Below are 24,404 nucleotides of genomic sequence, written 5' to 3' on the forward strand. Positions count from 1 at the left end.
CAACCGTGCCAGAATGTCGCGGATCGCTGGTGGAAGCGGTCTTATTCTGCCGCTTTCGCCGTTTTGCCGAACATCCGCGTCGGTGCCGGGAAACCGCAGGACGTGCCATCGGTCACCTTGACCTGGTCTTCCCAAGGCAACCGGAAGGTGCCCGCGACCATATCCTGCATGAAGGTGTAGGGGCAGTCCATCGCGCCGCCCTTCACCGCGACATAGCCGCGGTGCCAGAGCTGGTAGATGTTGTTCTCGACGCCCCAATTGATGCGAGCCTCGCGCACGAGGTCGGGCCGCACCTCGGCGGTGATGATCTCGTCGGCGCGCCCGGTGGTGCCGTGCGCCAGCACGGTGCCGTCGAAATTGACGATCATGCCTTCGCCCATGGAATCGAACGAGCCGTCCGAGCCGCACATACAGACATTGGCGGTGACCATCAGGTTCTGGAATGAGTTGGCCTGGTTGGTGAAGCGCCAGGCTTCGCGGATCGGCGCGGTGTAGCCGGCGGTGCGGATCATGATCTCCGCGCCCTTGTAGGCGCATTCCCTCGCCATCTCCGGGAGCATGCCGTCATGGCAGATGATCAGCGCGATTCTGGCGCCTTTCGGCCCCTCGATCACGGGAATGCCGATGTCGCCGGGCTCCCATGGCTCGACCGGAATCCAGGGATGGAGCTTTCGGTAGTAGAGCTTGATCTCGCCGTGATCGTCGATGATCAGACCTGAATTGTAGGGATTGCCATTCGGGTTGAACTCCATGATGGAGAAGCAGCCCCAGATATTGTTGTCGATGCAAGCCTGCTTGAAGGCCGCGACCTCGGGCCCGTCGAGGCGGCACATGATCTCGGGATTGGTATCCATCGAGAGGCCGTGCAGCGAATATTCGGGGAAGACCACCAGATCCATCGTGGAGAGATTGCGGCGCGCCTTGCCGACCATCCAGACGATGCGCTCGGTCTGCTTGGCCAGATCGGCCTTGGTCACGACATTTGGCAGTTGCAACTGCACCAGCCCGATGACCACGCCGTTGGGAGATTTGTTCAGCCCGCCAAGCCCGTTCATGATCAGCTCCCTTAGCTGTCTGGCGCCGCGTCGCTGCGCGGCGGATCTTGTCGCAAGAAGCAAATCCGATTTCGGTGCAGAGCTAAAGATTATTTTTCAGGCGATGGCGCGGTTGCTCGGCAGCAGGCGACCTCATCACGCGACGAGATCGAGCAGCCGGCACGATCCGCGCACCAGCACCTTGCGTCCTATGGGCGTCATGGCCGGCACGCCCTCATTCATGACAACGAGGCCGAGCTTGACAAGGCTTTCGACGAGATAGGCTTTGGAGAGGCGACCGTTCGACAGCGGGTTGCGAAGCGTGCGCAGGGCTTCCCATTGGTCCGGTGAAAGATCGAAGTCGAAATCGTCGTTCATATTGCCTCGAGCGATAGTGCAGTTCGCGCGCCCCTGTTAGCGGCGCTGCATGAAGACCATGCGACGACAATGAGTCGGGAATTCGGTGAAGTGTTTAGAACTTCTCTTCACGAATTGCGGCACTTCGTTGCGCCACAAAGGTTAAGATCGCGTGGGCGCAAATATCGTCCCTCGTCGCAATCACATATTGATGATCCAGGCTTGATGTTGCGCCGCAAGCTACTGCGCTGCACTGCTGCTGTCCCATTCTGCGTCGCAGCATGCACAGAAATTACGAGACGACCGGTTCGAGACTCTGTTAGCTTGAATTTGCAGGAATGGCTTCACACGGCAGGAGTGGAGTGCATGAACAGGCTGCTGGCAATTCGCAGTCAGGAATCCTTGTGCCGGGAACGCGCTGCGCTCGATTCGGAACGCCGCGTTTTCTGGCTCGCGCAAGCCCAGGAATGGGAGCAACGCGCGCTCGACGAAATCGCCTATCACTTCCGGGAATGCAACGCCTCTCACGCGGAGCTTGCGCGAGGCTGATTTGTGCCGCGTCCTCTCGGCTTACTGATAAGTCGCCACGATATCGGACACCGCGCGCTCGAGTTGCTGCGCGCTGGCGCATTGACGCACGACCGTACAAAAGGTCGCGTAGCGCGGCATCTCTGAATCGCCAAAGCCCCAGGCGAGCCTTCCCTCGGGATTGAGCCAGACTAGCCGCTTCGAGCGTTCGGATATGCGGCGCAGGATGTCGGCGCGCGGATCGAGATTGTTGCTACGGGCGTCGCCCAGCACGATCACCGTGGTCTGCGGTGTCAGCGTGCTCATGAAATCTTTCTCGAAATCGACCAGCGAAGAGCCGTAGTCGGACGAGCCGAAGCCGACATTGGACATGATCTCCGCCATCGCCTCTTCCGGCGATTTCTGTTCCAGGACGCCGCTGACCTCGATCAGGTGCGAGGAGAAAGCGAAGGAGCGGACGTCGTCCACGACCTCGTGCAGCGAGTGGATCAGGAGCAGGAAGAAATCGGAGACCTGCGCGACCGAGCCGGAAACGTCGCAGAGCGCAACGATCTTCGGCCGGTCGCGGTGCTTGCGCTTCCATGCGGTGAGGAACGGCACGCCGCCCCAGGCGGCGTTGCGGCGCAGCGTGCGGCGGACGTCGAGATGGCCGCGGCGCTGGCGCTTGCGCGGCTTCGAATATCGCTCGCGCAGGCGCCGCGCGATCTGGCGGATGAGGGCGCGCATCTCCGCGACTTGGCGCCGCTCGATGCGGGCGAGCGGCGCGTTGCGCAGGATTTCGTTGCGCAGGTTTTCGGCCTCCTCGCGGGCGTAGAGGGCAAGGCCTTGCGAGACCGTGTCGCGGACCGCCTCGCGCAAGCCATCGAGCGCGGCGCGAAGACGCTCGGCCAGCGACGGATTGGTCGCCGCGAGTTCGTCGAGATCGTCGCGCAGGCGCTGCAGGCCCATGGCGTCGAGGATGCGGCTGGAGAAGATGCCGCGCTGGGTGGAGTAGCGGATGTCGGACAGCGAGGCTGCACCGGAAGCGCTTGCGATGGCAGCCTGGATCGCGTTGCGGTCCTGCGCCAGCAACATCTGCGCCAGCGGGCCCAATCCTTCCGAAGGCTGAGCTTCGCCCGCTTCACTCGCCGAGGCAGATGAGTGAGATTGGTCCGCGTCCTGTGAGGCGCCGTCGTTATCGTCTGCCTCCGGCTGATCCTGCCGCGGCTCGGGCTGGCTGAAGAACAGATCAAAACAATCGCCGAGCGCCAGCTTCTCGTCTTGCGATTTGGCAAGCGTCAGCAGCAGCGCGTCGCGCAGGATCGCGCGGTCGGAAAAGCCGACCTGCGACACCGCCCGCATCGCATCGATGCTTTCGGCAGGCGAGACGTGGACGCCGACGCCGCGCGCCGCCCGAAAGAAACGATGAAGGTTCTCGCGCATCGGCGTCAACCGAAGACGTTGGACCGCGCCGCCTTGGCAATGAAGGTCGTCACCTGCGGCGATGCGGCCTCGATGTCGGCCTCATACTTCAGGAGCACGTTGAGCGTGTCCTTGACGATCTCGCTGTCGAGTTCGGTCGCCTGAAGCAGCACCAGCACGCGCGCCCAGTCGATGGTCTCGCTGACCGAGGGCAGCTTCTTCAGATCGAGTGAGCGGACCTCGTGGATGAAGCCGACCATCTGCCGGCGCAGCGCCTGCGAGATGCCGGGCACGCGACTCTCGACGATGCGTTCCTCGAGCCTTTGCTCCGGGAAGCCGATATGCAGATGCAGGCAGCGCCGCTTCAGCGCGTCGCCGAGATCGCGCTCGCTGTTGGAGGTGAGGATCACCGTCGGCGGCGTGATCGCGGAGACCGTGCCGAGCTCGGGGATCGTGACCTGGAAGTCGGAGAGGATCTCCAGCAGCAAGGACTCGAACTCCGCATCCGACTTGTCGATCTCGTCGATCAGCAGGACGCAGCCGCCCGGCTGCTCCAGCGCCTGGAGCAGGGGGCGCGGCTCGACGAATTCCTTGGAGAAGAAGACGTCACCGAAATCGTGCAACTGGTCGAGTGCGGCGTGCAGCGTCTGCGCGCCGCCGAGCACTTCGCCAAGCTTGTCCTTGAGGATCTGGGTGTAGAGCAGCTGCTTGGCGTATTTCCACTCGTAGAGCGCCTTGGCCTCGTCGAGGCCCTCGTAGCATTGCAGGCGGATCATCTTCATGCCGCGCCAGGCGGCAATCGCCTTGGCGAGCTCGGTCTTGCCGACGCCCGCGGGGCCCTCGACCAGGATCGGCTTTTCGATCTTTTGCGACAAATAGACAGCGGTCGCGATCTGCCGGCTCGCGATATAGCCCTGCGCGGCGAGGCCGCTCTCCACTGCCTCGATCGACGTCGAGGCCTTCTGATCAGCCACGAAATAGCGCTCCCAAAGGTCCTGTTGGAGGCTTGTTCTGCCTGCGTTCCCGGCAAAGAACAAGCCTCGTTTGGGAGACATCAGCTCCGCGCGAACGGCGTTTTTTCCGCGAAACGCAAATAGTTACGTAGGTCGCCGTTCGCGTGATCAGTGCTTGCGGATGGTCTGTCTGACCTCGGCGCCGCAATCGGCGCATTCATAGACGAAGTCGATCTTGGCAAGGCTCCAATGCGGCTCGACCTCGCGGACATACATTGGCAGGAACCCTATGCACGTCGGGCAAATCACAGGCGCGATTTCGATATCCTGATGATGCTGTACATAAGCTGGCATCTCGGCTCTCCTTCGCAGGCGACCCATCAAACCCCGCGCGAAGGCTACTGCCGGTTGCCTGAAGGCCGTCATCAACTCTTTCGAACATAGACGGAACGGCCGACGTTTGTGGTTCGCTGTGACATTCTTGTTACGGCTCTGTACTGTAACGGGCGGACCAAATGCCTATTTCACAGGCCGATCCGGTGTTCGGATTTCACCTCAACAATAAGGGAGCAACGCCCATGACCCATGCCATTCGCTTTCATAAGACCGGCGGTCCGGAAGTCCTGGTCTGGGAGGAGGTCAGCGTCGGCAAGCCTGGACCGGGCGAAGCGCGCATTCGCCACACCGCGGTCGGTCTCAACTTCGTCGACATCTACAACCGTTCGGGTCTCTATCCCGCGCAATTGCCGAGCGGGCTCGGCAGCGAGGCGGCCGGCGTGGTCGAGGAAGTGGGACCCGGTGTCACCGATTTGAAGCCGGGTGATCGTGTTGCCTATGGCGCCTCGCCGCTCGGCGCCTATTCCGAGGCCCGGCTGATCCCTGCCGACCGCCTGTTGAAGCTGCCTGACGGCGTCGACGACAAGACCGCGGCGGCGATGATGCTGAAAGGGCTGACGACGCAATATCTGATCCGGCAGACCTATCGGGTGAAGGCGGGCGACACGATCCTGCTCCATGCCGCCGCCGGCGGCGTCGGACTGATCCTGAGCCAGTGGGCCAAGCATCTCGGCGCGAGCGTGATCGGCACCGTCAGCAATGACGAGAAGGCGAAGCTCGCCAAGGCGCATGGCTGTGACCATGTGATCATCTATACGCGCGAGGATTTCGTGAAGCGCGTCGACGAGATCACCGGCGGGAAGAAGGTGCCGGTGGTGTACGATTCCGTGGGCAAGGACACGTTCCTGAAGTCGCTGGACTGTCTCGCGCCGCTCGGTGTCGTCGCGCTGTTCGGTCAGTCCTCCGGCGCGGTCGAGCCGCTCAATCTCGGCCTTTTGGCCCAGAAGGGCTCGCTCTACGTTACCCGGCCAACGCTGTTCACCTACGCCGCCAAACGCGAGAACCTCGTGGCGATGGCGAACGAGCTGTTCGACGTCGTGAAGTCCGGCGCGGTCAAGATCGAGGTGCACCAGACCTATCCGTTGAAGGACGCGGCCAAGGCGCATGCCGACCTCGCCGCGCGCAAGACCACCGGATCGACGGTGCTGACGGTGTGATCGATCTCCCGTCGGGCGCTGGCGCAGGCTCGCTATCCCTGCGTCACGTCCGCTCGTGCTTGCGCAGGTCGCAGGCGCGATCGAGCCGGCTCGCCTGGACATCGACATCTTCGGGCGGGATCGGGGGAGGGCGGCCTCGGTCAGAATGGCCTCGGTGACGTCCTCGACCGAGTTCGCCTCGATCTCGTGGATGAACGAGATGTTCTGGTATTCACCCGAGACGACGCGCGAGATGATCTCGCGCCGCGTGATTTCGGGGTCGACGATCGCCTCGCGGCCGCGCCCTCCGTAGTCGATCATCACGACGAAATACTGCATAAAGCCATCCTGCCGCGCTCCTTGTCGGATGCGCGGCAGAGTGTTTCGGAAAAACAGAATAAAGTCAAGCGCTATTTCTAAAAATCAGAAATAGGCTGCCCTACTTGCCTTTCTTGCGGGGGCGGGCCGATTTGGCGCGGAGCCGCTCGAGCTGGCCCTTGGGCATGGAGAGGCAGATTTCTCCCACCCAGTCGAGCTTCACGCCGACGATCGGTTTGGCATTGAAGCTGGTCAGATTGACGACCGAAGGCGATTTGCCCCGCTCGATGGTCTTCAAATAGCGTTCCCCGGTCTTGAGCCGGACCACGGCTTCTTCGCCGTAGAAGCTCGACAGCGGATGGCGCTGGTCCTTGTAGACCACGATCACGTCACCGTTCTCGTATTTGGGCAGCATCGAATCGCCCACGATCTCGAACGCGATCGTCTCTTCCATGATGGGGAAGGGCAGCGTGATGTCGCCGAGCCCTTCGGGCGGAACCTGTTCATAGTCCGGCTCGATCACCGCGCCGGCGCCGACGCGGCCCATGATCGGCGCGAGGTTGAGCTCGAGATATTCCATGATCGGAATGATTTCGGAGGCCTTCACCAGGCGCTCGCCGCCGAGGATCTCCGACACAGCGCCAGGCCGCACGCCCATTGCCGCCGCCAGGCCGCCCTTGCTCTTGCCCGTCTTCTCCAGCCCCCGCTCGATCATCGCAACGTCCAACATGGTGATTCCCTCGATTGCCCATCGACTGTCCTGTTGTAGTCCGGAATTCGGAATAAATGCAATTATGAATATCAGAATTGTCCCTTGACTCTCTCTTCGGAATACCGGAATGTGTGTGCCGCTTCCGGTCGTTCGACCGGACAAGGCGCATCACAGGACAGCAGCATGGAACCGGGTCATTGGCCGTCGGAGCACTCCGACGCGCTTCGCGACTATTTTCTCAAGGGACTATCCTATGCGGAGATCGGGAGACAGATTAACGCAAGGTTTGGAACGGCTTACACGCGCAACGCCGTGGCCGGCCGGGTCAAGCGGCTCGGACTTGCCGGCGCGGCACGGGTGACCAGTCCGCCGATCGTGCCGTCCTTGCCAGGCGAGACCTGTCTGGTTTCGGCACGTCGCCCGTTGCCGAACCTGATTCTGCCGGCGAAATCCGCAATGAAGCCGGCCGCGCCGGTCAAGCTGCGCTGCATCGGTGTCCGGCCGCGCCTGATCTCCTTCGCCGAACTCGCGTCCGGCGATTGCCGCTATCCCTATGGCGGCGACAAGGACGGGGAGGAGATCACCTTCTGCGGACATCCGCGCCAGCCAGGCTCCAGCTATTGCACGCCGCATGCGCGCCTGACGCGCCGGTCCGGAGCCGGGCCCGCCCGTGCAGCCGGTGCCGCCGTGCTGAGGCTGGTTTTCGCCGCCTGAAGCGGCGGCCACCCGCCGGTCCAATCGTCAATCTTGCAAGGAGCATCCGAGTGGTACGTGCCCGACGCAACAAATCCTACAAATTGACCGGGATCCATGACCGGCGCTCGCGCGACATGCCGTTCAATGCCGACGTGGCCGAGGTCGAGATCGACAATCCATTCGCGCTCGACCCCGGCGAGAAGATCATGGCCATCCGCTCGGTCCGCAGCGATCCACTTGGCCGGCTGCACTCGCACCATCAGATCGACGAGGCGCAATACCGCGGCGGACGCGCCTTTCAGAACGATTGGGAGAGGGCGGAGCGGGGGCCTCAGGCGGTGGATACGACGCGCGAATATGTCGACGGCACTAGCACGCGCGAGCCCCTCACCGAGAGCCAGTGCCAGGCGGTGCTGCGGCTGAACCGGGTTGAGCGCGAGCTCGGCACCGACGGCGCGGCGCTGGTGCACGACGTGCTGGTGCTGGGCCTGACCATGAACCAGATCGGAGAGCGTCGCGCCGTCCGTACGCAGCGCTGGAACGACTATTTTGCGCGCCGCTTTCGCGAATGCCTGGACCGGCTGGCTCTGATCTACGGCTTTGCGACGGAAGCGGGGACGAAGCGTGCAGACCGCCGCAAATGATCACGCCACGCCTGCGGTCTTCGGCCGTAGGCGTGCCGGTCCGTCGCTTACGGGTGTGGCACGATCTGGTAAGGCGTCGTGTAGGGTTCGACGCGGAGCGAGGCGTTGGCCAGGAGCCCGATCTTGGCGGTCGGCGCCTGCTGCAATTCGCCGCTCGGGCCGCGATGCACGTTGTATTGCCAGACGGTGAGATCGCGCTTCTGCGCCAGCGCATGCGCAACCGCGCTCGCATCATTGCCGCCGAGCGCTTGCAGCTCCTCCGCCGACAATCCGATGACGATCTCGTCCTTGATGGTGATGATCTTGAACAGGTTGATCCTGGTCTCCTGCGCCCACGCGCCTTGTATCAAGAGGGTGAAAAGCGCGACCGCGGCGCCCTTGATGAGATCGCAGCGAGAAAGCATGCCGTCGTCCTTTGGTGCTGAGGCGCGCCCAAATCGATTTCAGTCCATCGGCCCATGGCGCCCGTGATCTGCGTGGCCGTTTCGCAACCGCTTTGTCGCGCGATCCTGAATGGCGGTTCACGGGCGGTGAGCAGCTGGACAATCACGACGGCGCCGCTCGCCCTTGGTCCGATCCACAACGCAAGCCCGACGACACCGAGCGGACGCGGCTGATGGGCAAGGCGGTTGGCTTGAAGGCGAAAGAGAGATCGGGGCCCCGTCCCTTTGCCTGTGCGAAGCCGCGGTACAAGGTAACCTGCTACACCCACGATATGATCTTCCAGACTGCATTCGACGAGATGCAGCTCTGTGAGATCGACGTTCATTCCGTTGACGATACAACCGCCGAAGTCGGACTCAACAATTACGTGTACACTCTGAAGAAACTTTAGTCCGACCTCGCTCATCCCCGTTCACATCAGAAACGCTGTGCCAATTGACACCGATCGAGACTGTGTGCCTGATTGATGCTGCTTCTTGACGCAGGTGGGTGACGAGGATCGATATTCCTGTTATCCGGAATTGCCGTGGTCCGATGCGGACGAAGCATCGCTCTGCCGATGGCTGGACTTGCCGGATGGGTTGTTCCTTGACATAATTGCAACCTGCTCGGTTGAGCTCGACCGTGCGGATACGTCGTTCAGCGTGTTACCCCGCCGGGGCCACCCGGCCGCGAACTGATCGTCACCGTGACATCCGCTCATGGCGTTCGGTTCTAGACTGGGGCCTCGATATTGGATCACGAATGCCGATGCTTGTCATAGGTGCGAGATGAAAAACCTCAATTTCGCGGCTGAACTGCACCTCAAGCTCGGCGCCCCTGCAAGCGGCACCGTCGAAAGCCTGCGCCTGCTCCGCGCGTTTCTGAAGCTCGCGCCTCGACAGCGCTTCGAGGTCATCAAGCTCGTCGAAGACCTCGCCACCGAAGAAACCCTGCCCGAACACCCCCTGTCCTGAGCCTGGCGGCGCGCCGGCCTTACGCCTTGTCCTTCGTTTTCTGCCGGGAGCCGGACCGCCGGGCGTCGTTTGTCCCCGGCCTGGCCGCTGGCAGCCGATCCGGCAAGTGTGGTAACTAGCTAAGAAAAAGGGAGGAGTGCGACCATGATCGAACCGAAGCTCGAAGTTCCGGCCGAACTGCGCGACCTGGCCGAGAAGACGATTGACCAGGCCGAAAAGGCCTTCGGCATGTTTTTTGAAGCTGCCACCAAATCAATGACGTCGGTTCCCGGCGCGGGCACCGAAGTCTCGAAGCAGGCGCTCGCCTTCACCGAGCAGAACATGAAGTCGGCCTTCGAGCATGCGCGCAAGCTCGTCCATGCCACCGACCTTCAGGAAGCCATGCGAATCCAGTCCGACTTCCTGCGCAGCCAGTTCACCAGCGCCGGAGATCACATGCGCCAGATGACCGGCAGCTTCATGCAACCGGGCAACAAGGGCAAGTCCTGATTCCCTGCTCGCGCAGGGCGTGCCCACAAATTGGTCTTGCCTGACGCGGCGATCCGCATTTCGATGCTGATGCAGGTCCATGACGGGCCACCGAATGGGCTCATTCGCCGTCCGTCATCCTTTCTGCTGATCCCTGTCGGTCCTCCGGCAGGGATTTGCATTTCGTGGGATGCGTCGCGCTTACGCAGTGTGCTACTGGCGCAGTGATGCGATATAGGCCGCGATGTCGCCGGCCTCGGTCCTGCTCAAGGGAAAGTTCGGCATCTTGGGATGCGGGTCGAGGAGGAAGAAGGCGAGCCTCTCAGGACTGAAGTCCGGCCTGCGCGCAACCGACGCAAAGGTGGGAACGTCGGCGCTAGCCTGGGCCTGCCCGTTCCCCACGACGTGGCAGCTCGCACACCAGCGTTTGGCGAGCTCGGCGCCGTGACTGGCGTCGGCGGCGAGGGCAGAGCACGCACCGAGGCTCGAGGCCATGACAAGCATCAGGCAGCTTCGTCTCAAATGCTGGCGCACCCAGTAACCCCCATGCATGGCTTGCGGCCGCGCTCAGCCGCAGCACGACCCCGGAAATTGCGAGAGATCGATGCGAGCGATGATTGATCGCAGCAGCTTGCGGACGGAGCGATAGAGATGCCGCGCGAAGACCGGCGTCCGTGTCGCGGGCAGACCTAAGCTTTTCGTATCAAGGCTTTCGATGGAGTGCGACACGTGCCTCTCCGGGATGATGAGGCCCTTCCTAGCGTGGCCGGCCGTGGCCGGCCTTGATCTGCCGCAAAGGATTTCCGGCTAATAGTCGCCCGGATTCATGATCATCGGGCTTCTTGTGTCGGCCGGCGCGAGCGCGCTGCTGGCGCTGTCGCGCAGGAAGCGGTCGAGCGTCGCCTGGATCTTCTCCTTGACCGTGTCGGGGCCGCGATCGCTCATCTCGGTGTGCTGTGCGCCGGTATGGACGATGTCGATGCCGCGCGCCTTCGCCTCTTCCGGCGTCGGCAGCACGCCGGGATCGGTCTGGAAGTGCGGATCCTTGGAGCGGAACGACAATATCTTCAAATTGTCGCTGAGCACGAAGGGCACCCGCAAATTGTCGAGTGTGATCACTTTCGACACCAGCTCCGGATGCTGGTGGGCGACATACATGGAGACGTCGCCGCCGTTGGAATGCCCGACGAGGGTGATGTGGTCGTAGTCGACGTTCTCCTGCCGCCGCTTCAGCTCGCCCAGCATGAAGAGGATGTTGGCCTCGCAGCGCATATAGACCTCGCGCCGCCCGACATATTGCTGGCCGACATGGGTCATCAGCGGGGGGTCGCTCGGCAGGTCCTGCTGGATGCTGGCAACGAGATAGCCGCGCGCGGCGAGCACGTTGGCAAGGAAGGAATACTCGGTGGCCTTGACGGTGTTGCCGTTGCTGATGATGGCAAGCGGGAGCTTCCAGAGGCCGAGATTGGCCTTGTTTTCGTAATCGCGCCGCACAGCGATCTCGACCGAGATCGGCCGCTGGCGGGAGGCGTCGAACAAGGCCAAAGTCTCGTGGCGGATCGCGAACCGGCTGACCACGAAATATTGGCCGATGGCGAGGGCGCAAAGAAACGCCAGGATTGCAAACACCCTCTTCATTGTCCCGTCCCCGATCACTTTCGGCTGAACATGGTCATTGGGACCCCCCGGATCGAGCGATCGTGAGCAGGTTACGGGATTAAATTTAGGCAAGCCTGTGAGAAGCGCCGCAAAAGGGCCGCATCAAGGCATGCGGCGGCGACGGTTCATACCGCTCGAGGCAGCCGCCCTTGCCGCGTTCGGGGCAGAGCCGGAATGCGCTGCACATTCGGTCGCGAACCTGCTCGAAGCGACGGGCCTCACGCCCTCGCTGCTCGAACTCGAGGTCACCGGAGACATCCTGCTCCATGACGAGGCCCGCGTGATCGACATGTTCAAGCGCTTCAGCAGCTCGGGGTGCGCATCTTGTTCGACGATTTCGGTACGGCTACGCTAGTCTGAGCTATCTGAAGAAGTTTCGCTGGACGGCCTCAAGATAGACCGTACTTCGTGCTCGACCTGCTCGCCGATTCCGACGACGCTGCGATCGTCGGATCGACGATTGGTCTTAGCAAGCAGCTCGGATTGACGGTCGTCGCTGAAGGCATCGAGAACCGCGCCGCGGCCGACTTCCTGGTCAGCATGGGATGCGAGGAAGGGCAGGGCTATTTCTTCGGCGGTCGATGCCGGCCGCGGCGTTCGAGACACAATTTCTCTCGGCTGAACTCGACGTCGTCAGTGCCGCCTGAAACGCCTCGGCCGCTAGCGCCGGCGGGCGACCGCCACGCCAAACAGGAAGGCGACGAACAGGCTGGCCAACGGCGCTTCGCGGGTAATCGCCGCGATGGTTGCGAGCGGTCGGCCGGGCTTTCGCGCCTCATCGATTGCATGGGTGAGACGATCGACGGCGGCGTGCAGGCCACCTGCGACCTCGCCGATGGTTTGCGAGACGTCGGTTGCGACGTCGATGGCGCGTTCGGCCATGCCGGGCTGAGGACTGGGCTGCGGTATTTCCGTGCTCAAGCGCGCGATCTCCGAACCTGATCGAAAGATTGAGGCCGGCACCTTTGGCTATCCGCGCGAGCGCTCGTTTTGGAACAGCGGGCCCGAAGACCTTTGGCTATCCGCGACAGGCGCCGGTTTTAAACGGCGGGTGCCGGCCTGCAGTGGAAATGCGCCGCACGGGAATTAGTTCCGGCCGGAGGCATATCTCGTTGCGAAATCCCCGGGAAACGCCGGGTGCGAATCTCTGTTAGGTTGGTGCAGCCTCGCTGAACCCGGGAGATTGCCGTGACCGACCGGACCATGGATCGAGCCCGGCGCATCGCCTTGCTCGGCGCGCCCATCGACATGGGAGCCTCGCAGCGCGGCACCTTGATGGGCCCGGCGGCGTTGCGCACGGCCGGCCTTGCGACGCTGCTCGAAAGTCTCGACTTCGACGTCGTCGACTACGGCGATCTCTCGGTCGCCGAGATCTCCGACCTCGCCGACAGGCCGCCCGAGAAGGCGAATCACTACCGCGAGATCCAGCGCTGGACGCGCGTGCTGAGCCGCAGAGGCTACGAGATCGCGCGAACCGGTGCGTTGCCGATCTTCCTTGGCGGCGATCACACCTTGTCGATGGGCTCGGTCAACGCGATGGCGCGTCACTGGCAGGAGCGCGGGCGCGAGCTGTTCGTGCTCTGGCTCGATGCGCATGCCGACTACAACACGCCGGAGACGACGATCACTGCCAACATGCACGGCATGTCGGCGGCATTCCTCTGCGGCGAGCCGGGCCTTGACCGCCTCTTGGGCGACGATCCGCGCGCCTCGATCGATCCCGACAGGCTCGATCTGTTCGGCGCGCGCTCGATCGACAAGCTCGAAAAGGAATTGATGCGCGCGCGACGCATCAGGATCGTCGACATGCGCCAAATCGACGAGTTCGGCGTCGCCGTGCTGATCCGACGCGTCATCGAGCGGGTCAAGACGAGCAATGGCGTGCTCCATGTCAGCTTCGACGTCGATTTCCTCGACCCCTGCGTAGCGCCGGGTGTCGGCACCACCGTGCCGGGCGGTGCGACCTATCGCGAAGCGCATCTGATCATGGAGCTGTTGCACGATTCCGGAGCGGTCGGATCGGTCGACATCGTCGAGCTCAACCCATTCCTCGACGAGCGTGGCCGGACCGCGCGCACCGCGGTCGAGCTGATTGGCAGCTTGTTCGGCCAGCAGATCACCGATCGGCCGACGCCGAGCAATGCGATTGCACCGGGGGAGTGACCCGGCGCCACTCGTGCTTGTGCGCCGCAAGGAAAGGAACTGCTCCTGCGGCCGGTGGATTTAGATCAGCTCCGATCGAAATCGCCTGCTCTTCAAACGGCTGCGAATTGCAAATGCCGCAGTCGGACTGTTTGATGCGGGCTCAGCGCCAGCCGAGGGCCCGCAATGACCAGTACGACGCATTCCGACGACGATCCCGTGCCATCACGCGTCGCCGTCTCCTGACCGCCGGCTCGGCAGCGATCGGAGGTGGCGTTCTCGGCGCGGGCGCTGCTGCTGCCGCAGAGACGGACAATCTTCCGCCAAACCTTCCTGAGTGGATGAAGGCGCCGGGCGACCCCACGGGAAGCCAGCCTTACGGCGCGCCCTCGCCGTTCGAGAAAGGCGTGGTCAAAAACATCTCGAAGACTCTCGAGCAGTACATCTCTGCGTCCAGTCGTACGCCCCTGCAGGAGCTCGACGGCATCATCACGCCGAACGGGCTGTTCTACGAGCGGCATCACGGCGGCGTCCCCACCATCGATCCGGCGCCGCACAGGCTGATCCTGCGCGGGCTCGTCGAACGGCCGCTGATGTTCACGATGGACGATCTCAGACGATTTCCATCGGAGTGGCGCATCCAGTTCCTCGAATGCTCCGGCAACCCCGGCTACGGGGCCGGCAACGACCACCGCGATCGCAGGCTGGAACATCGACATCGGCCGCGACGGCAGCAATCTGCCGAAGGGAAGCGGCTCGGTCGCGCATGGGCGTAGGTGTACGCCCAGCAATGTGCGTCGTGTCACTGCGACAAAGGCGAGGGCGCCTTGGTGACCGGCTCGCCGGCCGACGGGCACGATCGGAACTGCAAAGCCGGTCCGAACCGTTGGCAGCTACTGGCCCTCTGCGCCGACGCTGTTCGACTACATCCGCCCCGCGATGCCGCAGAATGCGCCGCAATCGCTGAGCGACGATGATGTCTATGCGCTTTCGGCCTATGTCCTGAACCTCAACGCGCTTGTTCAGGCGACGCGATCCTTGACGCCAAATCGCCGGCGGCCATCAGAATGCCGAACCGGGACAAGTTCGTCGGCGATGCACGCCCGGATGTGAAGAAGTGAACCCGTGGGACCGATCAAGTTCCGCGCAGCAGCTCGGAACTGCCAATGCGAGGGGGAACTCACCTGACCAATTTGAATTAACCTGCGAGAGGAAACCAGCGGGTGTTCCGATGGCAACGGATCGTTTCGCAAACTCCATGTCCTCGGCGCTTCGCCATCCTGGTGTGATTGCGCTGATCGTGGCCGGCTTGACGATCGCTGCAATGTTGATCGTCGACCACGGTCCCTGGAGCCGCGCCAAGACTCAGCCGGCCCATGTCGCGATGTACGCAACCACGGGCGAGGCTGCGCGTGCCGCGGGCGCCTCGGTGCTTCCGACCGAACCGAAATCGCCGCTCGAACCGGCGCGGCCGGGGCCGAAGACATCGCCGACCGTCAATCCCGTGGCGCCGTAGCTCGCGCGGGCGGACTTGGGGCCGCGGCGTCGTCGAGCCAAAGCCTTCGTCGAATTCGCTCCAGGCCCGGTCGCAAGCCCCACCCCAGCCGCGATTGTTACTCTAACCACGGATCGCCGTGACGCCCGAGGGGACGCGGCGGGCGAGGGCGCTTTGTCTTTGGGGGACGACGGCAATGCTTTCGATTGATCAGCTCCTGCGGTTCATCGCCGTGCCGGCCGTGTTCGCGGCCTTCATCATCGCCTCGCAGATCTCGGCGGCATTGTCGCCGCTTTGAAGCGTGATCCGGAAAAGTGCGAAGCGATTCTCCAAAAAGATCATGCCCGAACATCAACCTAAAGCGCGATCTCGATTCATCCCGATCTCATCGCGCCGTGGTCAGCCGATCAAGGACGACCCGAGCAGCGCGAGCACGGCCAATGCCATCAGCCCTGTGCCGAGCCAGCCCAGCGCGATCAGCCATGACCGCGCCCGGAAGCGGCCCATGACCGCGCGGCTCGAGACGATCAGCATCATCATCACCATGATCGGCACCGCGACGACGCCGTTGAGCACCGCGCTCCAGACCAGCATGTGGATGGAATCGATCCCGGTGAAGCCAAGGCCGAAGCCGATCGCGGTCGCGGCGGCGATGATGGTGTAGAACCCGACCGCCTCGTCGGGCTTTGCTTCCAGCGTGGCGCGCCAGCCGAAGATCTCCGCAACGCCGTAAGCCGCCGAGCCCGCCAGCACCGGGATCGCGAGCAGGCCGGTGCCGATGATGCCGGTTGCGAACAGGGCGAAGGTGAAATCACCGGCGAGCGGCCGCAGCGCTTCGGCCGCCTGGGTCGCCGAGTTGATGTTGGTGACGCCGTTGGCATGTAGGACTGACGCCGTGGTCAGGATGATGAAGAAGGCGATGCCGTTGGAGAGCAGCATGCCGGAGATGGTGTCAGTCCTGATACGCGCAAGCTCCGGTTTGCCGCCGTGCTTCAGCTCGCGCAGCGGCTTGTCGGGCTTGCCGCAATTCATTTCCTCCACCTCCTGGGAGGCCTGCCAGAAGAATAGGTAAGGGCTGATGGTGGTGCCGAGCACAGCGACCACCATCATGAAATAGTCGGCGCTGACATTCGCCTTCGGCCACACCGCGGCCAGCAGCGCCGTGCTCCATGGGATCTTCACGGTGAAGGCAGTTGCGACATAGGCGAACAGCGCCAAGGTTAAGAATTTCAGCACCGGCGAATAGCGGCGATAGGGCAGGAACACCTGGAGCAGGGTCGAGCCGGCCGCGAAGATCAGCGCGTGCTCGTGGTTGAGGCCACCGATGACGAGCGAGAGCGCCTCGGCCATCGCGGCGATGTCGGCGGCGATGTTGAACGTGTTGGCGGCAACGAGCATGGCCACCAGCGCCAGCACCGCCCAGCGCGGCGCGATCCGCATGACGTTGGCGGCAAGCCCCTTACCGGTGACGCGCCCGATCTGCGCACTGACGAGCTGGATCGCGATCATGAACGGCGTCGTCAGAAACACCGTCCAGAGCAGTCCATAACCGAATTGCGCGCCGGCCTGCGAATAGGTGGCAATGCCCGACGGATCGTCGTCCGCCGCCCCGGTGACGAGGCCCGGCCCCAGCCGCTGCAGCAGAGTGGGCTCCGATTTCGTCGGCGTGAGGGCGCTGTCAGTCATGGCGAAGGGCTCGGGTCGGTCGGTGCGGCGTCTCCCTGACAAATGCAAAGGAGGGAACGAAAGTTCCCTGGGCTTGCGGCTCGCTGCCGTCGCGCATTTCTGATTATGCTAAATTTGCTTGACCCGTCGGGCAAAACACCTGTAGATTGGCATCATCCCGAAAGCTCTCGAAGCGCGGTCACTTGGCAGCGGGCTCGACCGCATCCGCCGGCGGAATTCGATCGCCGCAGATGCGCGTACGCGACCCCTTGCAATCTATTTGACGCTCACGAACATGCCCCAGGCCGCGGCGAGCGCCGCGCCGGAAAAGACGATCAGCGGGTTCTCGCAGAACGCGCTGCCATAGCTGCACATGTTTGCGCCGAACTGGCCGAGCTCGTGATGGCTCGCGGAGTAGAACAGTCCCGACAGCACCAGCAATGCAGCGGCGACGTAATACATCGGCAATGTCTCCAGCCCGATTGAAGCACGGGCGCCATCATCTCGCCCGACATGTCCCAGCATGGCGCGAAGACATTGCATTCCGCCGAATCCGCATCGTTGCATTTGAATTAAAGTTTGATCCTTCTGGCAAACCAGCGGCAAGGTGACGGTATCAGGATGGCGGTCATGACCGAACGGGGCGCGGAGATCCCGGCAGACATCAAGGGCTGGTTCGCGGGTTGCGCGGCGGCAACGGCGGTCCTCTTTGTGTGCGGACTGGTGTCGGCGGTGGCGAAGGGATTGACGCTCGCCTTGCTATTCGCCGGGCTCTTTGTCGGCGTCGTTCACTTCGCTTTCATCGCCATGTTCACCGCCGTTTCGGCCGGACTGTTGATGTGCGGCGTGCGCAAGGCGCGACTGGAGCTTGTCGTGCCTCTCTTCGTCGCATCGGTGCGGCGCTGGGCTGGTCCGGGAATTATCTCGTCAGCCCCTTCGACCGGGACCGGATGCTCTACGCCGCCGCCGGCGCGGTTGCGGGCCTTGCTGCGTGGTATTGCAGCAGAAGGCCAGTGGCCCAGACGACGGAGCGCGCCTGAAGCATTGTCGCTCCGGGCTACGGGCGTGAGACACTTCACTTAACGCATGTGAAGGCGGAGATTTCCCTGGCTTGGCATATCTGCCTCATGCCGGATTCGCTGCACAGACGCGCCGCTCTTGTCATCGAGGAAAATCGCAGGCTGCGCGAGGACAAAATGCGCCTCGACCGCGAATATGCCGAGCAGATCGAGGCCCTTCGCTTCGCGATCCTCGAAAGCGCAATGTCCCGCGCCGAGAGCAAGGCCCGCCGCGACGACCGGAGCTGAGGCCACCCACGCGCAGGCGCAAGATCCTGACGAAGCACGCCTGAAACAGTCCTGAAACCAGATCGTCCTGAACTCCTTCGCTCCCGGCACCGACCAACGGAGCGACAAAGGAGACGGTCATGATCCAGATCGGTTCGAAGGAAGAAGTTGCGTTTCTGCTGGCATTGTTCGGCACCCATACCCAGCCCGTAAAGAAGCCGAAGCCGAAATCGCGGCAAGGGTGAACGACACCATACCTGGGCTTGCCGAGTGCCAGAGCCTCTTGCGCCTGCTGATCGCAAGGGGCGATCCGAGGGCTATCCCGCTCGCCAAAGGCGCCATCGACCAATATCTGAACGTCGCGCCGCTCAGCACCCGCGGGCGCGGCCTGCGCGTGATCCAGCGCGACCCGCTCGATCAGTACGGCGTTGCGATCGGCGTGCAGCGCTCGTTCGCCAAGACGGTGGATGCCTACATCGAGCGCAAGCTGGCTGAGGAATGAGGCGAACGCGGCTGCCGATCTTGCCGCGCTCGCATCGCCGTCGGCGACTTCACTGGCAGGAACCAATCAGCTTAACATGAGTTAAGTTGCCGGTTCTGTCCGCGAGCAGTCGCCATGTTGCCGAATGACCGGGAATGGCTGGAGATCGTTGTTCAGAAGCGTATTAGTCGCATCCGCACCGGGAACGAGGTCACGCTCCGGATGCTGCAACGCTCCATCGAGATGATCGCGTCCGCGGAGGCGCTGCTGGCCGCGCCCGTACCCCAGATCTGGCCCAAAGTCTGGCCCAACTCGGAAGCTCGGTCCGAAAGCGGGTCCGAAACCGAATTGCTCCCGAGTAACCCCGGAGCAGGAACGCCCCTTCGAAGGCTGCATTCTTCTGCGCATGACAATGACAGATGAGGGCGAAAAGCGCGTAGATTCAGTGGTGCACCTCCGCCGCCGCTGCGCGTGCGGCAAACGCATCTGGAGGTAAAATGCCGCTACAACTTTTCGTCGAAAGGCATATGCTGTTATTATCACCGGCCGAGGCTCTGCCCGTAGGCGCCGGTGGCTGAGAGACCGATCGCGCTCCCGCCTGCCAGCGAAGGGAGTCCGGCCATGACCGTCAGATCACTCATCGACAGCGTGCACGAGGCGGCTGCCCACATCAACGAGCAGAATGCCCGCCTCCGGGAGATGACGGCGCAAGCGGCCAGTGTGCTGAAGGAGCCGAGGCCAGACACCTTCCTCGGCCGCAAGACTTATGAGCCTTTTCCGAAAGAAGAGGATTCAGGACGGGCGTGACGGATTGATGATGCGTGGCGGAGCGGCATCGGACGTCGCCTTGAGCAGGGCGATCTTGCGGCCGAGCTGCCAGACCTCGACATTGCCTTGTCGGGTGAACTGCCGCGCGAAGGCCAGCGCCTTCTCGTCCGACGGGGCCTCGAATGCTTCGGCGGAGCGGAAAACACCGTTCTCGCCGACGAGATAAGCGCGGTATTGCTGCGTCATGTCGGAGCCCTCAGGCCCGGTGAGCGAAGCCAGGCCTCGATCTGGATTGCCGTCTCGTCCTGCCGCGCCTTGCGCAGCAGCATCTCGCGGCTACGGCCGGGCGGCAGTGCGCGCGCCTGGTCGCGCAGACGCTTTACCTCTTCGGCGAGCCGCTGGTCGAGTGTCTTGGTCTGTTTGAATCGACGCCGCTTCAGCATGGCGTGCTCCCTCTTTCGAGTAGGGCGGGAGCGCAACTGGCGTTCTCATCACCGATCGATGTCTCGAGCCTTGCGCTGATGGATCAACCGTAGTCCTTCAACGCGCCGCGAGTCCTAATCATTTGATACGTCCTGCAAAGAATCTTTCGGCAAAGTCTGAGAGGTTTGAGCGATTTACTCATTTCGCTCCGCGACGGATCTTTGCGTTCACTTTTGAACAATAGCGGCCTCGGGCCGTTGGCAAGACATCACCGGCCAAGGCTTCGTCCGTGGGCGCCGGTGGCTGAGAGACCGAGCGTGCTCCCGCCTGCAATGCCAGGGAGCGCGCGTGATGCGGATCTATCGCCCATTGCCTATTGATCATGATCAGGCCGAATTCATGCGGCAACTCGTACGCGAATGCCGCGAGGTGCTGATGCAGCCGCCGCCCGATACGTTTCTGGGACGCAAGACGATGGATGCGCCGCGGATGGAAGACCAGCAGGGCGGAGAGGCAGGTGGCGACGACCGTGCGGAATGAGGTTTGTGAAGTGACTTACGGCGGGCTGGAGTGGGTTGCCGCTTAAGCCATATCTTCCTGGTCAGCTCCGCGCACCACGATGCTCAACTAGTCATCCGGCTAGGTGCTTTGCAGTGCCTTGGCCTCATGCCAACGCGCGCTGAGCTCAATATCCCATTTTCCGTTGAGGTCAGGTTGACCGGCAGAGCTTTGGGACGAATCGGCTCGACAACCGAAGCTTTCCAGATCCCGACGCTGCTGGATGTTCGGCTGCTGGCAAGAACCAAGTCCGAAGCTGTCATCAACGGCTTTCCGTCATCATGTTCAGGGAGACTAGGTCTGCACTCGCGCGGCTGGTCACAGCCAATGCCCTTCAGATCGCGGCTGGGGCAAACCGGTCCAGCCATTGGCAACCCGATCAGGAGCCGCTTGAACAGATCCACCTGATCGAGCGCGTCATCATCCATCCGGAACGCCTTCCCGCAACTCACCAATGCGATCCATTGAGGCCCCGTCGCTGGAAGGCCCGCAAGCGGTTCTGTCTCTCGAAAAGGTGCCGCGATGACCGTGAAAACGCCGATATTGCCTCCAAGCTCGCCAAACTCGCTGCAAACAAAACAGAATGTGGATTTGGCGCTTGGCCTCAGTGGGGACGCGATGCCCTCTCCTGCGTGCCGGCCGCCGCCACCTGAGAAGCTCGCCAAAGTCGACGAGGCTGTCGGCAGCGATCGCGCGAATGTCTAGATGTTGAGCCGAGTGCCTTACGCCATAGCGGCCGAACCGAACCACGTCGTGAGTGCGTCCATCAGGCCGCGCCGGCTCTCATCGCCCACCCATGCCACGTGTCCATCGGGCCGCACCAGCACGGCTTGAGGTGCGGTGACCTGTCCGATAGCGGGGAGTTCCCAAGGACCTTCGTAACTGGCGTCGATGAGCCTAATACGATCCGACCAGGCTGTGGTGTCAAAGCGGTTCGCAACGCCGAGATTGAGCAGCATGAATCGCGCGTTACGTAGCAGCGTGAATAATCTCCGTTGCTGTCCATTGATCATCAAATCAAGGTCAGGCATGCGGCGCCCAAGCAGCGGATGGCCTTCGCCGAGATCGTAGCGGATCTCGAGCCCGCTCATCATTGCGCCGAAGCGTTTTCGCGGCTCGTCCATGGCAAGCAGCTCTGACATGATTTCGCGCGCGGAGTTGAGGCCGTCCTCGGCGCAGCGGAGCAGGGCGATCTGCGCCCTGGTATTGCGCAGCACGCGCGCGGCGACGGGATGACGCTCGGCGTGGTAGGTGTCGAGCAGGTTTTGCGGCGAGATGCCTTTGACGACCTGCGCCAGCTTCCAGCCGAGATTGACCGCGTCCTGCACGCCGATGTTGAGGCCTTGCCCGCCGACGGAATGATGGATGTGCGCGGCATCGCCGGCGAGCAGCACACGTCCCTTGCGATAGGAGACGGCCTGCCGCGCCGCATCGGTGAAGCGGGAGATCCAAGCGGGATTTTTGAGGCCGAAATCGGTGCCGTAGACGGCGACGAGAGCCTCGCTGAGATCGCGCAGGCCAGGCTCGCCGGTGCGCTCGAGCTTCGTTTCGGTGAGGACGACCAGCACGCGTCCGCTCTCCGCCTTGCTGAGGCCGTGGAAGCCGAGCGCGTCGTGGCGCAGGCCCCAGGCGGGCTCTTCGCTCATCTCGACCTCGGCCATGAGATTGCTCAGCGTCGGATCGGAGCCGGCGAAGTCAATGCCGGCCGTCTTGCGCACCAGGCTGCGGCCGCCGTCGCAGCCGACCAGATACTCCGCCCGCAGCGTCTTGTCTCCGGACAGGGTCACCTCGACGCCGGTCTCGTCCTGCGAGAAGCCCGTGACCTCGGTGCTTCGGTAGATCGGCACCGCGAGCTCCTCGACCCAGCCGGCCAGAATGCGCTCGATCTGGCTCTGCCGCAGCGCAAGGCCGTAAGGGTGGCGGGTCGGCAGGTCGCTGATGTCAAGCCGGGTCCAGGCGAAGCCCGCGAGCTGGACAACCTGTCCTTCGCGCAGGAAACGGTCCGCGACGCCACGCTGATCGAGGATCTCGATGCTGCGCGCGTGCAGGCCGCCGGCGCGCGTGCCGACGAGCTCGTGGCCCGCGCGCCGCTCGACGATGGCAACGTCGACCTCGGCGAGCGCGAGCTCCGCGGCGAGCATCAGCCCGGTCGGGCCGCCGCCAGCGATGACGACCGCATGGCCGTCCCTGGCCGCGCGCGTTGCGCTGGCTCGGCCGCGCGAGCTGGATGTCGGAATCACTACAGGCATGTGGTGCCCCCTCGGCTTGTGCTTGAGCCGGCGGGTTCTACTGCAGGAGCGGGGACTTGAAGCAAGCCCCTTGCACACCACATGTTGAGCTGGGAGGAGGGGCTTTACGTCAAGGCGCGCCGCTTTGACACGTTCCCGGTCCGCCTAATCGTCCTGCGACATATCGCCGGGCTTAGTGGGAACAGCGACGGTGCCGCCATCGCCGTGCAGGAGATCGCGGCCGTTGTCCTCGCTCTCGCCGGCGTCCCCGATGATCGCCTCTTGCGTGTCGCGCTTCTTTTCGTGGCGTGACTTCCATCCCGGCAGATCTCGCGATGTCTTGCGTGAGGTCTTGATTGTCATTGGCGGTGCCCTCGATTGGCTAACGCCGCTTCCCCCAATTCGTTCGTTTGACACGCCGGGCAAAACACTGGCATACTGGCATCATCGAACGAGTTTGGTTCAGCCCGCGCGGACAATCCGCGGCGGGCTTTTTCATTTTCGATTCCAGAATCGGACGGTGGCCCACGCGTCCCGGCCACGCACTCGCTTATCCGCGTTGAGCGATCGGCATGGCGACGTCCTAACCAGTGCTGGCCGTGCGCTGCGAACGTGCCGGCCTCGCGATGCTGGGGCCTGTTCGCTCGTGCGGCTGCGTTTTCCAAGGCCGGAGACAGGGTTCGCGCCTGAAACGATCGCGCTTGGTCACGCGATCTGCCGCGCATCTTCTTATGAAGGAGAGATTATGAGCGCTTATCTAACATTGCGCGCGCTCGCCGCCCTGTTGCAATCGTGCTGTAGGAGAGTTCTCGTGAACGAGGAAATCATCGAATGCGAGCTCGAGCGTGCGCCGGTTCGCTTGCTGGCGACCAGGAAGATGTCGAGGGCGCGCACCCTGACTGAGATCCGCTCGCTCGCGCGCAGCTATACCAGAACGGCTATCCATGTGCTCGTCGGCATAATGCGCAGCGATAACGCAACGCCGCCGGCGCGCGTCGCCGCCGCTAACGCGATTCTCGATCGCGCTTGGGGTCAAGCTCGTTGCCTGGGACAAGGTTCTCGCCCTCATTACGACCGACGCGTTGGTCGGCTTTGCCGCCATTGCGGCCAATCTCGTGGTGTCCTTCTTCGCCAATCGCGGGTTCGAGAATGTTGCGAAGATCATCAAGCGGTGAAGGTTCAAGTCGACGAGATTCGAGCGATTGTCGCCAAAACGCTCGCTGAGCAGCACAGCATTCAGCGGGAGAGCATCGATGCGATGGTGTCGAAGGCTGTCGCGTCGCTGCTGGCCTCTTTTGGAATCGAAGTGGACGACCGTAAGGAGCTGAGGGTTGATTTTCAGCAGCTGCGGAGATGGAGAAAGGGCGTAGAGCAGGCTCAGAGCTACACGTTCAAGGCCGTGATCACGGGGATTGCCACCGGTCTGATGGGCGCCATCTGGCTTTGCGTCAAAGTCGTGCTGGGCAAGTGATGCGTCCGATAAGGAGATTGCCGACACCTGGCCGATCTGGATCAGATGGCGTCGTCTTCAATGGCGCGGATATGCGGCAATTCGAGCTGAGATTGGTGGCTGGCCTATCATGGTCGCGAGGTGGTCGCGTTCGCCGGCACTGCGACATATGGTCGTGATGGAGGTTGCTCGTCCAGGGTCGGCGT

Annotated in this window: 31 protein-coding genes and 4 pseudogenes; 18 read left to right on the plus strand and 17 right to left on the minus strand. The window is 62.9% G+C overall.

Features of this window, described 5'->3' with window-relative positions; all coding sequences use genetic code 11:
• Positions 1-41 precede the first annotated feature (41 nt).
• Together ACVWY3_RS02080 and ACVWY3_RS02085 are read right to left on the minus strand one after the other, a co-directional pair.
• Positions 42-1,055: a formamidase gene (locus ACVWY3_RS02080; protein ID WP_456836971.1), complete on the minus strand. Its 1,014-nt coding sequence runs from the start codon at positions 1,053-1,055 to the stop codon at positions 42-44.
• Positions 1,056-1,190: 135 nt separating this feature from the next.
• Positions 1,191-1,412: a hypothetical protein gene (locus ACVWY3_RS02085; protein ID WP_456836972.1), complete on the minus strand. Its 222-nt coding sequence runs from the start codon at positions 1,410-1,412 to the stop codon at positions 1,191-1,193.
• A gap of 345 nt (positions 1,413-1,757) precedes the next feature.
• Between ACVWY3_RS02085 and ACVWY3_RS02090 the strand changes: the two genes are divergently transcribed.
• Positions 1,758-1,940 (plus strand): hypothetical protein, encoded by a 183-nt coding sequence (locus ACVWY3_RS02090; protein ID WP_456836973.1) that lies wholly within the window; start codon positions 1,758-1,760, stop codon positions 1,938-1,940.
• 21 nt (positions 1,941-1,961) lie between these two features.
• Here ACVWY3_RS02090 and ACVWY3_RS02095 read toward each other — a convergent pair whose 3' ends face one another.
• The 3 genes from ACVWY3_RS02095 to ACVWY3_RS02105 form a co-directional block, all read right to left on the minus strand.
• On the minus strand, positions 1,962-3,341 hold the full coding sequence (locus ACVWY3_RS02095) for a vWA domain-containing protein (RefSeq protein ID WP_456836974.1): 1,380 nt from the start codon (positions 3,339-3,341) through the stop codon (positions 1,962-1,964).
• A 5-nt stretch (positions 3,342-3,346) separates the two neighbouring features.
• Positions 3,347-4,294 carry an AAA family ATPase gene (locus ACVWY3_RS02100; protein ID WP_456836975.1) on the minus strand — a complete coding sequence of 316 codons (948 nt, stop codon included), beginning with the start codon at positions 4,292-4,294 and terminating at the stop codon, positions 3,347-3,349.
• A 147-nt stretch (positions 4,295-4,441) separates the two neighbouring features.
• Positions 4,442-4,627: a hypothetical protein gene (locus ACVWY3_RS02105; RefSeq protein ID WP_456836976.1), complete on the minus strand. Its 186-nt coding sequence runs from the start codon at positions 4,625-4,627 to the stop codon at positions 4,442-4,444.
• Between the two features lie 224 nt (positions 4,628-4,851).
• Between ACVWY3_RS02105 and ACVWY3_RS02110 the strand changes: the two genes are divergently transcribed.
• Complete coding sequence (locus ACVWY3_RS02110) at positions 4,852-5,826, plus strand: quinone oxidoreductase family protein (protein ID WP_456836977.1); 975 nt, start codon at positions 4,852-4,854, stop codon at positions 5,824-5,826.
• A 43-nt stretch (positions 5,827-5,869) separates the two neighbouring features.
• Here ACVWY3_RS02110 and ACVWY3_RS02115 read toward each other — a convergent pair.
• Positions 5,870-6,144: pseudogene (locus tag ACVWY3_RS02115) on the minus strand (hypothetical protein).
• A gap of 100 nt (positions 6,145-6,244) precedes the next feature.
• On the minus strand, positions 6,245-6,853 hold the full coding sequence (locus ACVWY3_RS02120) for a S24 family peptidase (RefSeq protein WP_456836978.1): 609 nt from the start codon (positions 6,851-6,853) through the stop codon (positions 6,245-6,247).
• Between the two features lie 165 nt (positions 6,854-7,018).
• Here ACVWY3_RS02120 and ACVWY3_RS02125 point away from each other — a divergent pair, with 165 nt between their 5' ends.
• Positions 7,019-7,549, plus strand: coding sequence for a GcrA family cell cycle regulator (locus tag ACVWY3_RS02125; protein WP_456836979.1), 531 nt, complete (start codon positions 7,019-7,021; stop codon positions 7,547-7,549).
• A gap of 50 nt (positions 7,550-7,599) precedes the next feature.
• Positions 7,600-8,175 carry a hypothetical protein gene (locus ACVWY3_RS02130; protein WP_456836980.1) on the plus strand — a complete coding sequence of 192 codons (576 nt, stop codon included), beginning with the start codon at positions 7,600-7,602 and terminating at the stop codon, positions 8,173-8,175.
• 47 nt (positions 8,176-8,222) lie between these two features.
• On the opposite strand, the gene ACVWY3_RS02135 is transcribed toward ACVWY3_RS02130, so the two are convergent.
• A complete protein-coding gene (locus ACVWY3_RS02135) occupies positions 8,223-8,579 on the minus strand; it encodes a hypothetical protein (protein WP_456836981.1) in 357 nt (118 codons plus the stop codon).
• A gap of 14 nt (positions 8,580-8,593) precedes the next feature.
• Here ACVWY3_RS02135 and ACVWY3_RS02140 point away from each other — a divergent pair, with 14 nt between their 5' ends.
• The 3 genes from ACVWY3_RS02140 (at position 8,594) to ACVWY3_RS02150 (ending at position 10,064) form a co-directional block, all read left to right on the plus strand.
• Complete coding sequence (locus ACVWY3_RS02140; RefSeq protein ID WP_456843264.1) at positions 8,594-9,010, plus strand: hypothetical protein; 417 nt, start codon at positions 8,594-8,596, stop codon at positions 9,008-9,010.
• 379 nt (positions 9,011-9,389) lie between these two features.
• Positions 9,390-9,575 carry a hypothetical protein gene (locus tag ACVWY3_RS02145; protein WP_007612798.1) on the plus strand — a complete coding sequence of 62 codons (186 nt, stop codon included), beginning with the start codon at positions 9,390-9,392 and terminating at the stop codon, positions 9,573-9,575.
• Between the two features lie 144 nt (positions 9,576-9,719).
• Positions 9,720-10,064 carry a phasin gene (locus ACVWY3_RS02150; RefSeq protein WP_456836982.1) on the plus strand — a complete coding sequence of 115 codons (345 nt, stop codon included), beginning with the start codon at positions 9,720-9,722 and terminating at the stop codon, positions 10,062-10,064.
• Between the two features lie 192 nt (positions 10,065-10,256).
• Here ACVWY3_RS02150 and ACVWY3_RS02155 read toward each other — a convergent pair whose 3' ends face one another.
• A complete protein-coding gene (locus ACVWY3_RS02155) occupies positions 10,257-10,577 on the minus strand; it encodes a c-type cytochrome (protein ID WP_456836983.1) in 321 nt (106 codons plus the stop codon).
• 273 nt (positions 10,578-10,850) lie between these two features.
• Positions 10,851-11,681 carry an alpha/beta fold hydrolase gene (locus tag ACVWY3_RS02160; protein ID WP_456836984.1) on the minus strand — a complete coding sequence of 277 codons (831 nt, stop codon included), beginning with the start codon at positions 11,679-11,681 and terminating at the stop codon, positions 10,851-10,853.
• 202 nt (positions 11,682-11,883) lie between these two features.
• Between ACVWY3_RS02160 and ACVWY3_RS02165 the strand changes: the two are divergent.
• Positions 11,884-12,349: pseudogene (locus tag ACVWY3_RS02165) on the plus strand (EAL domain-containing protein); the annotation flags it as partial.
• A 13-nt stretch (positions 12,350-12,362) separates the two neighbouring features.
• On the opposite strand, the gene ACVWY3_RS02170 reads toward ACVWY3_RS02165, so the two are convergent.
• Complete coding sequence (locus ACVWY3_RS02170; RefSeq protein ID WP_456836985.1) at positions 12,363-12,623, minus strand: hypothetical protein; 261 nt, start codon at positions 12,621-12,623, stop codon at positions 12,363-12,365.
• A 267-nt stretch (positions 12,624-12,890) separates the two neighbouring features.
• On the opposite strand from ACVWY3_RS02170, the gene rocF reads away from it, so the two are divergent.
• The 4 genes and pseudogenes from rocF to ACVWY3_RS02190 all read left to right on the plus strand — a co-directional run bounded on the left by rocF (position 12,891) and on the right by ACVWY3_RS02190 (position 15,360).
• Positions 12,891-13,865: an arginase gene (gene rocF / locus ACVWY3_RS02175; RefSeq protein WP_456836986.1), complete on the plus strand. Its 975-nt coding sequence runs from the start codon at positions 12,891-12,893 to the stop codon at positions 13,863-13,865.
• Between the two features lie 165 nt (positions 13,866-14,030).
• Positions 14,031-14,518: pseudogene (locus ACVWY3_RS02180) on the plus strand (molybdopterin-dependent oxidoreductase); the annotation flags it as partial.
• Positions 14,454-14,965: pseudogene (locus tag ACVWY3_RS02185) on the plus strand (c-type cytochrome). The pseudogenes ACVWY3_RS02180 and ACVWY3_RS02185, both read left to right, overlap by 65 nt.
• Positions 14,966-15,075: 110 nt before the next feature.
• Entirely contained in the window at positions 15,076-15,360 is a 285-nt protein-coding gene (locus ACVWY3_RS02190) for a hypothetical protein (RefSeq protein WP_456836987.1), read from the plus strand.
• Positions 15,361-15,738: 378 nt separating this feature from the next.
• Here the strand turns inward: ACVWY3_RS02190 and ACVWY3_RS02195 are convergent, their stop codons facing one another.
• Together ACVWY3_RS02195 and ACVWY3_RS02200 are read right to left on the minus strand one after the other, a co-directional pair.
• A complete protein-coding gene (locus ACVWY3_RS02195; protein WP_456836988.1) occupies positions 15,739-17,025 on the minus strand; it encodes an NRAMP family divalent metal transporter in 1,287 nt (428 codons plus the stop codon).
• Positions 17,026-17,280: 255 nt separating this feature from the next.
• Positions 17,281-17,466 (minus strand): hypothetical protein, encoded by a 186-nt coding sequence (locus ACVWY3_RS02200; protein WP_027562464.1) that lies wholly within the window; start codon positions 17,464-17,466, stop codon positions 17,281-17,283.
• A gap of 168 nt (positions 17,467-17,634) precedes the next feature.
• Here ACVWY3_RS02200 and ACVWY3_RS02205 point away from each other — a divergent pair, with 168 nt between their 5' ends.
• From ACVWY3_RS02205 to ACVWY3_RS02220, 4 genes are all read left to right on the plus strand, one after another.
• Positions 17,635-18,087, plus strand: coding sequence for a hypothetical protein (locus ACVWY3_RS02205; protein WP_456836989.1), 453 nt, complete (start codon positions 17,635-17,637; stop codon positions 18,085-18,087).
• 5 nt (positions 18,088-18,092) lie between these two features.
• Positions 18,093-18,311: a hypothetical protein gene (locus ACVWY3_RS02210; RefSeq protein WP_456836990.1), complete on the plus strand. Its 219-nt coding sequence runs from the start codon at positions 18,093-18,095 to the stop codon at positions 18,309-18,311.
• 232 nt (positions 18,312-18,543) lie between these two features.
• Positions 18,544-18,792: a hypothetical protein gene (locus ACVWY3_RS02215; RefSeq protein ID WP_456843265.1), complete on the plus strand. Its 249-nt coding sequence runs from the start codon at positions 18,544-18,546 to the stop codon at positions 18,790-18,792.
• Positions 18,793-19,392: 600 nt separating this feature from the next.
• A complete protein-coding gene (locus ACVWY3_RS02220) occupies positions 19,393-19,578 on the plus strand; it encodes a hypothetical protein (RefSeq protein ID WP_456836991.1) in 186 nt (61 codons plus the stop codon).
• Here ACVWY3_RS02220 and ACVWY3_RS02225 read toward each other — a convergent pair.
• Together ACVWY3_RS02225 and ACVWY3_RS02230 are read right to left on the minus strand one after the other, a co-directional pair.
• Positions 19,564-19,785: a hypothetical protein gene (locus ACVWY3_RS02225; protein WP_456836992.1), complete on the minus strand. Its 222-nt coding sequence runs from the start codon at positions 19,783-19,785 to the stop codon at positions 19,564-19,566. The two genes, ACVWY3_RS02220 and ACVWY3_RS02225, sit on opposite strands and share 15 nt — an antisense overlap.
• Complete coding sequence (locus tag ACVWY3_RS02230) at positions 19,782-19,982, minus strand: hypothetical protein (protein WP_456836993.1); 201 nt, start codon at positions 19,980-19,982, stop codon at positions 19,782-19,784. Before ACVWY3_RS02230 ends, ACVWY3_RS02225 begins: the two co-directional genes overlap by 4 nt.
• A gap of 331 nt (positions 19,983-20,313) precedes the next feature.
• Here ACVWY3_RS02230 and ACVWY3_RS02235 point away from each other — a divergent pair, with 331 nt between their 5' ends.
• Complete coding sequence (locus ACVWY3_RS02235) at positions 20,314-20,502, plus strand: hypothetical protein (protein ID WP_456836994.1); 189 nt, start codon at positions 20,314-20,316, stop codon at positions 20,500-20,502.
• Between the two features lie 740 nt (positions 20,503-21,242).
• On the opposite strand, the gene ACVWY3_RS02240 is transcribed toward ACVWY3_RS02235, so the two are convergent.
• Both ACVWY3_RS02240 and ACVWY3_RS02245 read right to left on the minus strand, forming a co-directional pair.
• Entirely contained in the window at positions 21,243-22,769 is a 1,527-nt protein-coding gene (locus ACVWY3_RS02240) for an FAD-dependent monooxygenase (RefSeq protein WP_456843266.1), read from the minus strand.
• Between the two features lie 144 nt (positions 22,770-22,913).
• Positions 22,914-23,111, minus strand: a complete 198-nt coding sequence (locus ACVWY3_RS02245; RefSeq protein ID WP_456836995.1) for a hypothetical protein — start codon at positions 23,109-23,111, stop codon at positions 22,914-22,916.
• A gap of 808 nt (positions 23,112-23,919) precedes the next feature.
• Between ACVWY3_RS02245 and ACVWY3_RS02250 the strand changes: the two genes are divergently transcribed.
• Positions 23,920-24,219, plus strand: a complete 300-nt coding sequence (locus tag ACVWY3_RS02250; RefSeq protein ID WP_456843267.1) for a hypothetical protein — start codon at positions 23,920-23,922, stop codon at positions 24,217-24,219.
• The last annotated feature ends 185 nt before the right edge of the window (positions 24,220-24,404 follow it).

The sequence above is a fragment of the Bradyrhizobium sp. USDA 4486 genome (assembly GCF_054057995.1).

What these genes read in the sequence shown, in the direction of transcription:
- ACVWY3_RS02080 (WP_456836971.1), bottom strand. Translation starts at nt 1,055, where the DNA reads ATGAACGGGCTTGGCGGGCTGAACAAATCTCCCAACGGCGTGGTCATC.
- ACVWY3_RS02085 (WP_456836972.1), bottom strand. Translation starts at nt 1,412, where the DNA reads ATGAACGACGATTTCGACTTCGATCTTTCACCGGACCAATGGGAAGCC.
- ACVWY3_RS02090 (WP_456836973.1), top strand. Translation starts at nt 1,758, where the DNA reads ATGAACAGGCTGCTGGCAATTCGCAGTCAGGAATCCTTGTGCCGGGAA.
- ACVWY3_RS02095 (WP_456836974.1), bottom strand. Translation starts at nt 3,341, where the DNA reads ATGCGCGAGAACCTTCATCGTTTCTTTCGGGCGGCGCGCGGCGTCGGC.
- ACVWY3_RS02105 (WP_456836976.1), bottom strand. Translation starts at nt 4,627, where the DNA reads ATGCCAGCTTATGTACAGCATCATCAGGATATCGAAATCGCGCCTGTG.
- ACVWY3_RS02110 (WP_456836977.1), top strand. Translation starts at nt 4,852, where the DNA reads ATGACCCATGCCATTCGCTTTCATAAGACCGGCGGTCCGGAAGTCCTG.
- ACVWY3_RS02120 (WP_456836978.1), bottom strand. Translation starts at nt 6,853, where the DNA reads ATGTTGGACGTTGCGATGATCGAGCGGGGGCTGGAGAAGACGGGCAAG.
- ACVWY3_RS02125 (WP_456836979.1), top strand. Translation starts at nt 7,019, where the DNA reads ATGGAACCGGGTCATTGGCCGTCGGAGCACTCCGACGCGCTTCGCGAC.
- ACVWY3_RS02135 (WP_456836981.1), bottom strand. Translation starts at nt 8,579, where the DNA reads ATGCTTTCTCGCTGCGATCTCATCAAGGGCGCCGCGGTCGCGCTTTTC.
- ACVWY3_RS02145 (WP_007612798.1), top strand. Translation starts at nt 9,390, where the DNA reads ATGAAAAACCTCAATTTCGCGGCTGAACTGCACCTCAAGCTCGGCGCC.
- ACVWY3_RS02150 (WP_456836982.1), top strand. Translation starts at nt 9,720, where the DNA reads ATGATCGAACCGAAGCTCGAAGTTCCGGCCGAACTGCGCGACCTGGCC.
- ACVWY3_RS02160 (WP_456836984.1), bottom strand. Translation starts at nt 11,681, where the DNA reads ATGAAGAGGGTGTTTGCAATCCTGGCGTTTCTTTGCGCCCTCGCCATC.
- ACVWY3_RS02190 (WP_456836987.1), top strand. Translation starts at nt 15,076, where the DNA reads ATGGCAACGGATCGTTTCGCAAACTCCATGTCCTCGGCGCTTCGCCAT.
- ACVWY3_RS02195 (WP_456836988.1), bottom strand. Translation starts at nt 17,025, where the DNA reads ATGACTGACAGCGCCCTCACGCCGACGAAATCGGAGCCCACTCTGCTG.
- ACVWY3_RS02200 (WP_027562464.1), bottom strand. Translation starts at nt 17,466, where the DNA reads ATGTATTACGTCGCCGCTGCATTGCTGGTGCTGTCGGGACTGTTCTAC.
- ACVWY3_RS02205 (WP_456836989.1), top strand. Translation starts at nt 17,635, where the DNA reads ATGACCGAACGGGGCGCGGAGATCCCGGCAGACATCAAGGGCTGGTTC.
- ACVWY3_RS02220 (WP_456836991.1), top strand. Translation starts at nt 19,393, where the DNA reads ATGACCGTCAGATCACTCATCGACAGCGTGCACGAGGCGGCTGCCCAC.
- ACVWY3_RS02225 (WP_456836992.1), bottom strand. Translation starts at nt 19,785, where the DNA reads ATGACGCAGCAATACCGCGCTTATCTCGTCGGCGAGAACGGTGTTTTC.
- ACVWY3_RS02230 (WP_456836993.1), bottom strand. Translation starts at nt 19,982, where the DNA reads ATGCTGAAGCGGCGTCGATTCAAACAGACCAAGACACTCGACCAGCGG.
- ACVWY3_RS02235 (WP_456836994.1), top strand. Translation starts at nt 20,314, where the DNA reads ATGCGGATCTATCGCCCATTGCCTATTGATCATGATCAGGCCGAATTC.
- ACVWY3_RS02240 (WP_456843266.1), bottom strand. Translation starts at nt 22,769, where the DNA reads ATGCCTGTAGTGATTCCGACATCCAGCTCGCGCGGCCGAGCCAGCGCA.
- ACVWY3_RS02245 (WP_456836995.1), bottom strand. Translation starts at nt 23,111, where the DNA reads ATGACAATCAAGACCTCACGCAAGACATCGCGAGATCTGCCGGGATGG.